This is a genomic window from Collinsella sp. CLA-ER-H2 (assembly GCF_040092405.1).
Lineage (GTDB): Bacteria > Actinomycetota > Coriobacteriia > Coriobacteriales > Coriobacteriaceae > Collinsella.
Window position 1 is genome coordinate 1 of record NZ_JBBNLO010000041.1, and the last position, 12,385, is coordinate 12,385.

General features: G+C 59.8%; 8 protein-coding genes. All 8 read left to right on the forward strand.

Features of this window, described 5'->3' with window-relative positions:
* Positions 1–230: 230 nt before the first annotated feature.
* Positions 231–770 carry a holo-ACP synthase gene (gene acpS, locus AAAX59_RS09115; protein WP_195232659.1) on the forward strand — a complete coding sequence of 180 codons (540 nt, stop codon included), beginning with the start codon at positions 231–233 and terminating at the stop codon, positions 768–770.
* Positions 771–2,387, forward strand: a complete 1,617-nt coding sequence (locus AAAX59_RS09120) for an NAD(P)H-hydrate dehydratase (protein WP_349071527.1) — start codon at positions 771–773, stop codon at positions 2,385–2,387.
* Positions 2,388–2,389: 2 nt separating this feature from the next.
* Complete coding sequence (gene alr / locus AAAX59_RS09125; RefSeq protein WP_349071528.1) at positions 2,390–3,535, forward strand: alanine racemase; 1,146 nt, start codon at positions 2,390–2,392, stop codon at positions 3,533–3,535.
* An 8-nt stretch (positions 3,536–3,543) separates the two neighbouring features.
* Complete coding sequence (locus tag AAAX59_RS09130) at positions 3,544–4,164, forward strand: uracil-DNA glycosylase (RefSeq protein WP_006235848.1); 621 nt, start codon at positions 3,544–3,546, stop codon at positions 4,162–4,164.
* 12 nt (positions 4,165–4,176) lie between these two features.
* Positions 4,177–4,683, forward strand: coding sequence for a tRNA (adenosine(37)-N6)-threonylcarbamoyltransferase complex ATPase subunit type 1 TsaE (tsaE, locus tag AAAX59_RS09135; protein ID WP_006235849.1), 507 nt, complete (start codon positions 4,177–4,179; stop codon positions 4,681–4,683).
* Positions 4,670–7,054 carry a tRNA (adenosine(37)-N6)-threonylcarbamoyltransferase complex transferase subunit TsaD gene (tsaD, locus tag AAAX59_RS09140; RefSeq protein WP_349071529.1) on the forward strand — a complete coding sequence of 795 codons (2,385 nt, stop codon included), beginning with the start codon at positions 4,670–4,672 and terminating at the stop codon, positions 7,052–7,054. The genes tsaE and tsaD overlap by 14 nt, the downstream gene beginning before the upstream one ends.
* Before the next feature lie 810 nt (positions 7,055–7,864).
* Positions 7,865–9,754, forward strand: coding sequence for a carbon starvation CstA family protein (locus tag AAAX59_RS09145; protein ID WP_349071530.1), 1,890 nt, complete (start codon positions 7,865–7,867; stop codon positions 9,752–9,754).
* A 183-nt stretch (positions 9,755–9,937) separates the two neighbouring features.
* A complete protein-coding gene (locus tag AAAX59_RS09150) occupies positions 9,938–12,118 on the forward strand; it encodes a hypothetical protein (RefSeq protein ID WP_349071531.1) in 2,181 nt (726 codons plus the stop codon).
* Positions 12,119–12,385: the final 267 nt, after the last annotated feature.

The window sequence follows — 12,385 nt, forward strand, 5'->3', positions numbered from 1 at the left end:
ATCGCGCCGAGAGTACTGCGGGGTCAGCCCGTGGGAGGCCAGGGCGCCGCTGACCGGTGGACGGCACCGAGCCGTACGCTTGAACTGAGAAGGGGGAGGCCTCGCGGCCTCCCCCTTTTTTGCGTTTGCGGGCTTTTGTCTCACATAGTAGCTGTGTTTTATAACCCTCGTTTGTCGCATCTTCTGTGAACGGGCTACAATAACTTAGTCTGTGCGATATGGAGGTGAACATGGCTGAAGCTGGTATCGGCGTTGATATCGTCGAGATTTCCCGCATGAAATCAATTCTTGAAAAGACGCCGTCGTTTGCTCGGCGTGTGTTTACCGAAGAAGAGCGTGCTTATTGCGATGCGTCATCGCGTCCCGCTGCTCACTATGCCAGCCGCTTTGCTTCGCGCGAGGCGGTGCTTAAAGCTCTTGGCACGGGTTTTAGTCAAGGCGTGGGTCGCAAGGATGTTTCGGTAACGCGTGATAAACTCGGCAAACCGAAGGCGCTGCTTTCGGGCCGTGCACTCGAGATCGCTCAAGAGCTGGGTGTTGTTGAGGTCGCTCTTTCCATTACGCTTACAGGAGACTTAGCCGTTGCGAATGCCATCGCGATTACCGAAGATGCTCGACCTAAGCCTAAGGAAGAAAAGGTGAGCACCAAGGAACGCGTAGCGCAGACATTTAAAGAGGCTCGCTCTGTTTTAGATGAGCTTGAGCAGCTGCAGAATTCAGCATTGACGGAGCACCTGGGCGATGCTTCGCTAGATACGCTAGGAGCATAGATGAAACCGGTTTTGAGTACCGAAGAAGTCGTTCGTCTCGAGGATATCATCGAACGCGAAGGGACTTCGAAGGCCGAGCTTATGGAGCTAGCGGGTGAGTTTGCCGCCAACGAGGTCTTGAAGCTCAATCCCGATCGGGTTCTCGTTCTGGTCGGTTTTGGTAATAATGGCGGCGACGGTTGGGTTGCCGCCGATATCCTGAGCCATAAGGGTGTGGACGTGGATATCGTTTCTCCGGTTGAGCCGGATGAGATTCCTGCTGCTCTGGCACGTCATGTTGCTCGTCGTACTGCCGGCCGCGATGTGCACGTTTGCGTCGGCCCCTCGCGTGACGAACTCGAGGTTTTGATCGATAAGGCCGATGTTGTTGTCGATGCCATTTTTGGTACCGGTTTCCACGGAAATCTGCGTGCGCCGTTCTCCATCTGGATTCCTACGGTCAATGAATGCGCCGATTGTGTCGTATCCATTGATGTTCCCTCGGGCCTGAATGCCGAGACGGGCGTTGTTGATGACGACTGCATTCGTGCCGAGCATACGGTGACGATGATTGCGCCCAAGATTGGTCTGTATAGCGCTGATGGTCCTGAGTATGCTGGCGATTTGATCTGCGGCAATCTTTACGACCGTCTTGACGAGGTCATCGATGATGTCGACCACGCCGCCGAGATTGTCGAGCCCGGTGACTTAGTTGATTACTTTGCCCCACTACCTACGAATATCGATAAGTATTCCCGTGGCTCTGTGCTTATTGTCGCCGGATCTGCGCAATATCCTGGTGCTGCCATTATGGCGGCCAAGTCTGCAGCTCGCGCGGGTGCTGGTTACGTGGCAGTCGCGGCTCCTGACGCCTGCGCCAATCTTATTCGCATGGCACTTCCTTCGATTCCCGTCTTTGCTATTCCGTCTGATTCCCGCGGCTCCTTTGGCGCCGCTGCGCGCATGACGGTGTGCGAGATTGCAAAGAAGTACAGCTGTGTACTGTGCGGTCCCGGTATGACGACATCTGCCGGCGCTATGCAGGTGGTTTCGGGCTTGCTCGAGCTTGATGTGCCGCTTATCTTGGACGCCGATGCACTCAACTGCCTTGCTAAGATTGCCATTGACGGTATTGATAGTAATCCCGAGATGTATCGTCGCGAGCAGCCGTTGCTTATGACGCCGCACTATCGTGAACTTTCGCGTCTGGTTGCCGGTGACGAGGTGAACGACCTTGGTACTGCGATTGCAGCCGCGCAGAAGGTTGTCTGGGCTGCAGGCTCCGACAACCTGGTTGTCATTGCCAAGGGGCCGACGACGGCTATCTGTGGCGTTGAGCGTGTGCTGCTGCCGCTCTCGGGTCCGGCTTCTCTGGCAACTGCCGGTTCGGGTGATGTTCTCGCGGGTATTTTGGCCGGCACGCTTGCCACCATGCGCGACGAGATGGATCGTTGGGAGTTGCTGTATTCGTACGCCGTCGCACTTCACAGCTACGCCGGTTTTGCCGCGGCGACGGAGTATGGTGAGAAGAGCGTCATCGCGACCGATCTTATCGACTTGATCGGTCCGGCCATGGAACTGGCGGCAAAGGATGCGCTCGAAGATCTGGGAATCATGGACGAAGGGTCGGATGACTAATCATGAATAAAGCCGATTTGACGCGCTGGTCCTGGGTCGAGATCGACCGCGGGGCGCTCCGTCGCAACACGAGGGCCTATAAGAACTTGCTGAATCCACGTCAGCGCCTGTGCTGCGTGGTCAAGGCCGATGCTTATGGTCATGGAGCTGTTGAGTGCGCCAAGATCATGTATTCGGCCGGTGCCGACATGTTTGCCGTGGCGACGGTTAACGAGGGCGTTGAGCTCCGACAGGGCGGGATTACGAAACCCATCCTCATCCTAAGCGAGCCGCCTATCGAGGCCATTCCGACGTTGCTCGAGTTTGATATCATGCCTTCGGTCTATACGTCTGATTTTGCTCTTGCGTATGGCGAATGTGCCGTCGCGGCGGGCAAAGTGGGCAAGTATCATCTCGCCATCGAGACGGGCATGAATCGTATCGGCGTTCACTACACGCAGGTGCTCGACTTTGTCCGCGGTATAAATTTCCATCGCGGTATTCAGTGCGACGGCGTATTTACGCACTTCGCCACGGCCGATGAACCTTCGGGCTGGGACTACAAGCTGCAGTGTCAGCGCTTTACCGAGGCCGTTCAGGCCATTAAGGATGCGGGTTTTGAGTGCGGTATCGTGCACTGCGCCAACACGCCGTCCTCGATGCTCGACCCCTCGATGCATTTTGATATGATTCGCGCCGGCGTTGGCTTGTATGGCATGCAGCCGTGCGAGCTGAGTGGCCGCGTGATGCAGCTTGATCCCGTTATGAGCGTCCATGCGCGCGTGGCGCGCGTGGCACACCCTGCGATGGGTGAGGGCGTGGGCTACGGTTTTACCTACCGCGTACCGCGTACGCGCGTTCAGATCTGCACGCTGCCGATCGGTTATGCCGATGGCCTATCGCGTACGCTTTCCAATCGTATGGATGTGCTGTATCGCGGCGAGCGTGTGCATCAGGTTGGCAATATCTGCATGGACCAGTTTATGGTCGCCATTCAGTCCAACCCGGCACACGAGATTCCCGAGGCCGAGTATGGTGACGAGATGATCATTGTCGGCCGCGATGGCGATGCCGAGATCACTATGGACGAGATGGCCCGACTGCGCGGAACGATTAACTACGAGGTCGCCTGCGGCTTTGGCATGCGTCTCGACAAGGTCTACGTGTAGGAACCGCTATGGGCGTCATGCACATCCCCGGCCATACCCATCAGGCACCACGTGAGGTCGCACTCGAGGAAATTGAGGCCGTTCTGGGCGATTGTCACCTCTGCCAGCTCTACCAGTCGCGTCACAATATCGTGTTTGGCGTGGGAAACCCCCGCGCTCGTGTGATGTTTATTGGCGAGGCGCCGGGCCGCAATGAGGATTTGCAGGGCGAGCCCTTTGTGGGGGCGGCAGGCGAGGACCTCAACGGCATTTTGTCGCTGGCGGGGCTCAAACGCGAAGACGTCTACATTGCCAACGTGCTTAAGTGCCGCCCGCCGGGAAACCGCAATCCACGTCCCGAGGAAGTACTGGCTTGCTCGCCGTTTTTGCGTGAGCAGATTCGAAGCATCTGGCCCGATATTATCGTGACGCTCGGCAACCCCGCGACGCACTTTGTGCTTAAGACCGAGATTGGCATTACTAAGCTGCGCGGCAGGTTCCACCAGATGGGGCATTTTGTAGTAATGCCCACGTTCCATCCGGCAGCAGCGCTGCGCAATCCGGCGTGGCAGGAGCTGCTGGAGGAAGACTTTAAGATGCTGGGCGATTATCTGGAGCGACATCCCGCACCAGAGGACGCCTCGGAATAATAAGGAGCATATATGTCCCTGGAGCGCCTGGGGGTAGGTACTTACAAAACGACTTGCGCTGCCGATACGGAGTACTTTGGCGAGCTAATTGCACCGTGCCTTGAGGACGGCGATGTGCTCATCCTGACCGGTGGCCTGGGAGTGGGCAAAACTCACTTTACCAAGGGCGTCTCGCGCGGGCTGGGCGATGGGCATATGGTTACGAGTCCTACGTTTGCGCTCATGGCCGTTCACGATCAAGGTCGTATTCCGCTGTTTCACTTTGATCTATACCGCCTGGAGCATGCCTACGAGCTCGAGGATACGGGCATTTTCGATGTGCTGGGCTACGAGGGTGCTTGCCTGCTGGAATGGGGCGAACAATTCCAGGACGAGCTGACGGATGAGTATCTTTCGGTGACGCTCAAGCGTGATGAGGGCGACAGCGATGTGCGAACGATAACGCTCGAGGCGCACGGTGACCGCGCAATGGAGCTTTCCCATTTGATTGATAAGGCTGTACAAGATGAGCTTGCATAACGACAACGCGCTGGTGGTGGCGCTCGATACCTCGACCGACATGCTTGCCTGCGCGGCAAGCTGGATTGATGGGCAGACGGGCGAGACGAAGCTCGTGAGTGGCGACCACATGTGTCGCCGTCACGCCAACGTTGAGCTCGTGAATACCGTTGATGGCGTGCTGGCTCAAGCCGGTCTGGATCGCAGCGATGTTGGTTGCTACGTGGTCGGCCGCGGCCCGGGGTCGTTTACGGGTGTGCGCATCGGCATCTCCACTGCCAAGGGCCTCGCGCGCGGTGCCAATGTTCCGCTGCTGGGCGTGTCGACGCTCGACGCTTGCGCTTGGACGGCGTGGAAGGCTGGCGTGCGCGGCAAGCTTGGTATCTTGGCCGATGCTATGCGCGGTGAGGTATATCCGGCGCTGTATATGCTGATCGATGAGGGTCCCGAGCGTCAATTTGAGCGCGAACACGTGGTCAAGGCCGCCATGGCGCTCGATGAGTGGCGCCGAGCAGCGGACTGGGACCAGGTTCAGCTGACCGGTGACGGTCTCGTGCGCTATGGCAAGCTGCTGGGTGAGGACGAGACCGCCCGCTGCGTGGAGCGCGACCTGTGGTGGCCTTCGGGCGAGGGCTTGCTGCTCGCGCACGCTGCGGGTGACGGCGATCCGGCTCGCGTCCTGCCGATTTACACGCGCCTTTCGGATGCCGAGGAAAACGAGCGCAAGCGTCTTGGTCTTGCCGAGAGTGCGCAGAGCGAAATTACGGGCGTTGCCGATGAGCTTGCCGGTCGTCATCTGCAGTTCCGTCCCATGGGCGCGGCGGATGCCGAGGGCGCGAGCGCGCTGGAGGCTGCCTGCTTTGAAGGTGCCGGACACGAGGCGTGGACGCCGGGCATGTTCCTGTCCGAACTGGGCGAGGACGTCGCTGCGCCGCGTAGTTGGTGGGTGGCACACGACAACGGCAAGCTGCTGGGCCTTGCCGGCGGTATGGTCGTGGACGGTGATGTGCAGATTCTGGATATCGCCGTCGACCCGGCACATCGCCGTGAGGGCATTGCCCGCAAGCTGCTGTCGCACGTGAGCTATGATGCCCAGATGCTCGGCTGCACCACGGCTTCGCTCGAGGTCGAGGACGGCAACGAGGGAGCGATCGCGCTTTATAACGTTCTGGGCTTTACCGAGGCAGGACGGCGCCCCGGCTACTATGGTGCCGGCAAGGATGCCATCGTCATGACGGCTCCGCTGCCCCTGGTGCTTCCGGTCGACAATGCTTCGCCCGAGCCGACGGCGGCAGAGCAGCGCGTATGGCCGCTGCCTGCGCCTGGGCGCTCCGAGGGGGAGCGTGCCGAAATTGAGCGCCGCCGCCTAGTGCTCGCTATCGAGAGTTCCTGCGACGAGACGGCCGTGGCGATTATCGATGCGGATGGCAATATGTTGGCCAACCAGGTGTCGACACAGATTGATTTTCATGCCCGCTTTGGCGGCGTGGTGCCCGAGATCGCCTCGCGCAAACACGTTGAGGTGATTGTGAGTGTCGTGGATGCGGCGCTCGAGGATGCCGCAGCATCGCTTGGTCTTGAGGGTGGAGCCATTGCCCCCAGCGAGCTTGCCGCCGTGGGCGTGACACAGGGTCCGGGCCTGGTGGGCGCCCTCGTGGTGGGCGTTGCCTTTGCCAAAGGCTTTGCCTACGCTGCCGGTAAGCCGCTCGTATGCGTCAACCATCTGGAGGGGCACCTGTTTGCCAACCTGCTGGCGCAACCCGACCTCAAACCGCCGTTTATCTTCACGCTTGTCTCGGGTGGGCACACCATGCTCGTGCACGTGAAGGCGTGGGGCGACTACGAGGTGCTCGGTGAGACGCTCGACGACGCCGTGGGCGAGGCCTTCGACAAGGTGGCCAAGGCGTTGGGCCTGGGCTATCCCGGTGGCCCCATCATCTCCAAGCTGGCCGAGACGGGCAATCCCCGCGCGATTGATTTCCCCCGTGCGCTCAACAGCAGGGGAGACTATCGTTTCTCGCTTTCGGGCCTTAAAACGGCCGTGACGCTCTACATCGAGCAGGAGACCAAGGCCGGGCGCACGATTCACCTGCCCGATCTGGCAGCTTCGTTCGAGGCAGCTGTCTTTGACGTGCAGTACAAGAAGGCCAAAAACGCATTGCACGCTACCGGATGCAAGGAATACTGCATCGGCGGCGGCGTCTCGGCCAACCCGCATCTGCGCGAGATGATGATCAAGAAGCTTGGGCGTCAGGGGATTCGCGTAACGGTGCCGCCCTTGTCTGCCTGTACCGATAACGCAGCCATGATCGCGGAGGTCGCTCGCCGTAAATTCGACCGAGGTGAAATCTCGCCGCTCGACGTCGACGCCGATCCGAACATGACGCTGTAGCTGGTACGGCGCGGTCCCCGGACGGAGGGGCCGGATATAAGGTTTCCTGCTCTACAGTCCTGCGCAAGACGAAGGCCACATTAAGTGGCCTTCTTTGCGTGCGGAACTCGCGATAAACCTTATATCCGGCCCCTCCGTCCGGGGACCTTTCTGTATCGATATAGCTTCTGGGCTGTTTTGGCGTCGACAACGTCCAGCAAGGTTAACAAGCCAGTGTCGAATTTCCGGCGTGCTTTAGCTGAAAGAAAAAGTTGGCATGCGGAGCTTTGCTCCGCACATTTGGGATGGGAGCCCCTGAGAGCCGCGGGAGCCGGGCGGCGCATATGAACTTTATCGCGAGTTCCGCACGCAAAGGAAAGCACTTAATGTGCTTTCCGTCTTGCGCAGGACTGTAGAGCAGGAAAGTTCATATGCGCCGCCCGGCTCCCGCGGCTCTCAGGGGCATCTCTCATGCAAAAACTGTCGTGGGGTAAAGTCCGAGGTCAGTGGCGTTTTATACCGAGAAATCCAAAAAAGTTGAAAATTCATTACATATTTGCGTTGACTTTAGGTAACTAAAGTTTCATACTCCTTTTCAACCACTGGGGGATGTGAACACGCACGGATCGTTCACATCATGATCGAAGAGGATTTCTTAGACATGTTCACGCATCAGCTAAACATTATCAGCGTAGTAATTATCTGATGCGGGTTAGCACATACAGCTAGCCCGTACGATAACGGGCGGCTGATGAAGATGAGGGCCGTCGAGCGCAACCGACGGCCCTCATTTTTTATGTCTGGGAAGTTCTTTTTAGAGGAGGAAATGTAATGAACGGAGTTTTGCTCATGGTTGTGGCCGCGGCGGTGCTCGCTTGCGGCTATCTGGGCTATGGCCGATGGCTGGCCAACAAGTGGGGCGTTGACAAAGAGGCCCTCACGCCGGCCAAGCGCATGAAGGACGGCAACAGCTTCTCGCCCGTCTCCGCCTTTACCGCGTTCTCGCACCAGTTCAGCTCGATCTGCGGTGCCGGCCCTGTCACGGGTACGATCGTCGCCATGGCCTTCGGCTGGCTTCCCGTCGTGCTCTGGGTCCTCGTCGGCGGCATCTTCTTTGGCGCCGTCCACGACTTTGGCGCCCTGTACGCCTCGATGAAGAACAACGGCAAGTCCCTGGCCCAGCTCATCGAGAAGTACATCGGCAAGACCGGCCGTCGCCTGTTCCTGCTGTTCTGCTGGCTGTTCTGCATCATCGTCATCGCCGCTTTCACCGACATGGTCTGCAAGACGTTCATGTTCACCCCGGCCGTTGACGCTTCTGGTGCTGCTACCGGTGCCATCGACTTCACCAAGTCCTATGCCGCCGGCTGCGCTGGTACCATCTCCATCCTGTTCACCTTCGTCGCTATCGCCTTTGGTTGGGCCCAGAAGAAGTTCAACCTCACCGGCGCTGCCGAGTTCGTCACCGGCGTGGTCCTCATGGTTCTCATGTTCGCCGTCGGTATGCAGTTCCCGGTCTACCTGGACAAGTTCCAGTGGTTCGCCGTCGTCATGGTCTACCTGGTCTTCGCTGGCGCTATGCCCATCCAGATGCTCAAGACCCCGCGTGACTACCTCACTTCCATCATGATGATCGTCATGATCGTCTGCGCTGTCCTCGGCATCGTCGTCTTGGGCGTCAACGGTCAGGCTACTATCACCGCTCCGGTCTTCACCGGCTTCTCCACTGCCTCAGGCATGATGTTCCCGGTCCTGTTCGTCTCCGTCGCTTGCGGTGCTCTCTCCGGTTTCCACAGCCTCGTTTCTTCCGGCACCTCTTCTAAGCAGGTCGAGAAGGAGCAGGACGCCGTCAAGGTCGGTTACGGCGCCATGATCGTCGAGTCCTTCGTCGGCATCCTTGCCATCATCGTCGCCGGCATCATGTTCTCCGACATGAACACCGCCGGTACCGGCGCCCTCAACGCCGGTGTCGCTTCCACCCCGTTCCAGATCTTCGCCGCTGGCATCTCCCGCGGTATGCAGGCCTTCGGTGTTGACGGCACGCTCGCTACCGTCTTTATGACCATGAACGTCTCCGCTCTGGCCCTGACCTCGCTCGACGCCGTCGCCCGCATCGCCCGCACTTCGTTCTCCGAGTTCTTTGCCCAGACCAACGACGCCCTGGCCATCGAGTCCAAGGCCGGCTACATGAAGGTCCTCGGCAACCCCTGGTTCGCCACGGTCGTCACCTTGCTTCCCGGTCTCGCCCTCGCTTTTGGTGGTTATGCCAACATCTGGCCGCTCTTTGGTGCTTCCAACCAGCTGCTCGGCGGCATGACCATGATCACCCTCGCCGTGTTCTGCAAGTGCACCGGCCGCAAGGGCTGGATGCTCTACGTGCCCGTCGTCTTCCTGCTCTGCTGCACCTTCACCTCGCTGGTCCAGAGCGCCATGGGCTGCATGGCCGCTGTCCAGGCTTACGGCTTCTTCGGCACCATCCCGGCTACCGCCACCACGGCCGCCGTCTCCGTCGCCGCCACCAAGGGCCTGCAGCTTGTCTTCGCTGTCCTGCTGATGGTCCTGGGCCTCATCGTCGCCGTCAACTGCCTCAAGGAGTTCTTCGGCAAGGAGGCTGGCTCCATGCCCGACGAGGAGCCCGAGTGGTCCGAGATGGGCAAGGCCGAGTACGGTCGCGCCGCTGCCGCCGAGGCTCCTGCCGACGCCGAGGCTGTCAAGGCCTAGTCAGCTTGATGGACTGACCGTCCCATCCATATGACTCGGAAAGACCGGGTCCGCAACGACGCGGACCCGGTCTTTTTTCTTGCGAGAACGGGTGATGCAAGGGCGTCCTCGCAGATGTTTTGCGTGGATAGGCTCGCGCGTTGTACCATAAAGACGTATATGTGTGCATATGAAAGGGGCCCCGTGGCCAAGACGGTATATTCCGATAACCAACAAAATGTCGATGCATTGGCCGAGCGCCTGAGCAGCCAGACGTCGCTTTCTGCCGAGCGCGCCAAGCTGGTTGCCTACGACCTGCTCTGCCGCAAGGCGCTCAAGATTAAGTCGAGTGCGCTGGCGCAGATTTTCCGCTCCGTCGATAAGGAGTGCGACACCAAGGCGATGCGCGATGAGCTTATCGCGGCAAAGATCGTGACCAAGATCGAGGGTAGCGGCATTAACGGGCGCCCGGCGTTCTATACCATCAATGCCGAGATCCGCGATGCCCAAGAGCAGCCTGCCGAGTCCGTCGAGGGTTTTGTCGTCGAGGATTCCGCTGACGTGCCTGCTGTGGAAGAAGCTGCTCCGCGTGAGCATGTCGATACCGATGAGTTGCTCGATGAGAACGTCGTGCGTGCCTTTACGGCCAAGGCAGGACGCGGCGGTTTTGGTGGGGGTGGCAAGCGCGATGCGCAGCGCCGCGCCCAGCAGGAGCGCTTCCGTCGCGCCGTTGCTCAAAAGGGTGAGACGGATGCTGAGACCGTCGAGGAAAAGTCCGTCGGGATGCAGGAGCCGACTCGCACTCAAGAGCATGCTGAGATCCAGGAGCCCAAGCGTCGCCGCGGTGCCCACTTTAAGGCCGAGCAGCGAGGTATTGCATGCGAGGTCCAGGATTCCGTCGAGGCTGCTGACGCGTCCGATGAACCGGTCAAGAAGACTCCGGGTTCATGCCGTCCCGGACGTGGTTTTGCGGGGCGCGCGTATCCCGTAAGGCATCAGGAGAAGAGCGAGCCAGCTTCGACCACTCAGGACGAGAAGGCCGAGAAGGCCGTTGAGCCGGCGGCTCGCGAACAGAAGCCTGCTGAGCCGCAGCTTGAGGTTGATGCCGAGGCCAAGGGCCAGCAGCCTACTGATGAGCAGGCGGAGCAGGGCACGTCGAGCAAGCCTCGCCGCCGTCGCCATCGTGGGGGCCGCAGTTCCCATGCCGAGACTGCAGCCGAGAGGACCACGCCGCAGGACGAGGATGCGAAGGCCGAAGTTTCTTCGGGGCAGCCTAAGCGCCAGCCGGCGAAGGAGAGCAAGTCCGATCGTCCGCAGAAGCAGGCGTCTATGCCGAAGCGCGAGCGCAATTCCCAGGGCGATTCTAAGCGCAAGTCTCAGAAGAAGCCGGAGTCTGCCGCAGCAGATACTGCTGCCCGGCAGCCCGAGTCGGCCGTTCACGGCGAGGTCTCGGCGTTTGCCCTTGCCCGCGTTTTAGGCAGGCAGCTGCTCAAAGTTGTCCCTACGCCCACGGCGCTCTCTAAGACCAAGGAGCAGCAGACGCAGATCGTAAAGGTTGAGGGCAAGGACGGCAAAAAGGCTCCGCAGCGCACTCAGCACAACGAGATGTCCAACCGCAAGATTGCCGAGGAAATCGCAATCATCCAGGCTTGGATCGAGCAGAACCGAGGTGCCGATACGCCGGTTGCCTCGCGCCGCCAGCGTGCCTACCAGATCTTTAACGACGAGAAGGCTTTTGACGGCAAGCACGGTGAGCGCCTGATCAGACGTATGACCGAAAAGGGCATCAGCATGCAGGCGATCAAGGTCGCCCCCAATCGCCCCGTGCACTTTACGGGCTTCTTTACGCTGGGTGCCGACAAGCCGTTCATTATGGTCGAGAACCTGGATACCTATGACGAGATCGTCAAGCTCCTGCGCGGACGCAAACATGCCAAGCTCTTTGGTACCAAGGTGGGCGGCGTGATTTTTGGCGGCGGCTGCAAGGCAAGCGTCTCGCACGCACTGGATGATTATCTGGCCGAGATTGGCTATCGCTTTAACTACGTCTACTACGTGGGCGATATCGATCGCGAGGGCGCGCGCATCGTCGAGCAGGCTCGCAATGCCAATGTGGTTGAGATTCGCCTGCATGCCGGCATGTACCGCGCCATGCTCGCCGAGCATAAGCGTCGCGTGAAGGCCGGCGGCGAGTGCGAGCCCGCGGCTGCCAACCAGGGCGTGCCGCAGAACCTGGCAGCGACGATCAAGGATCTGCCCATGGTCACGCGCGTGCAGTTCCGCAACGTGCTGCGCGAGGGCGGGCGCATTCCGCAGGAGATCCTGATGACCGCAGACTATCGGGATGGCGACTCGGGAAGCTTCGACCGCATGCTGAACAATTAGATTCCGCCGTTCTACCGAACGGCGGACTTCTTGACGCTGCGAGGGACCCTGGCACGGCAATCTGACGTTCAACTTCGGCGGCGCGACCAGAAGGTCAGCGCCGCCTTGTTTCACGTCACCTTGCCATGCCAGGGCCCCTCTCGCTCATATGACCCAATCCGCTGTCAAGAGCCACAATGGCCCCGCCGACCGCTTGCAATCGGTCGGCGGGGCCTGCCGTTAACCCGTCCCGGTCCGCCCCCGGCATGTCATCGACGCCTTCGGCTC

What these genes read in the sequence shown, in the direction of transcription:
- AAAX59_RS09130 (WP_006235848.1), top strand. Translation starts at nt 3,544, where the DNA reads ATGGGCGTCATGCACATCCCCGGCCATACCCATCAGGCACCACGTGAG.
- tsaE (WP_006235849.1), top strand. Translation starts at nt 4,177, where the DNA reads ATGTCCCTGGAGCGCCTGGGGGTAGGTACTTACAAAACGACTTGCGCT.
- tsaD (WP_349071529.1), top strand. Translation starts at nt 4,670, where the DNA reads ATGAGCTTGCATAACGACAACGCGCTGGTGGTGGCGCTCGATACCTCG.
- AAAX59_RS09120 (WP_349071527.1), top strand. Translation starts at nt 771, where the DNA reads ATGAAACCGGTTTTGAGTACCGAAGAAGTCGTTCGTCTCGAGGATATC.
- AAAX59_RS09145 (WP_349071530.1), top strand. Translation starts at nt 7,865, where the DNA reads ATGAACGGAGTTTTGCTCATGGTTGTGGCCGCGGCGGTGCTCGCTTGC.
- alr (WP_349071528.1), top strand. Translation starts at nt 2,390, where the DNA reads ATGAATAAAGCCGATTTGACGCGCTGGTCCTGGGTCGAGATCGACCGC.
- acpS (WP_195232659.1), top strand. Translation starts at nt 231, where the DNA reads ATGGCTGAAGCTGGTATCGGCGTTGATATCGTCGAGATTTCCCGCATG.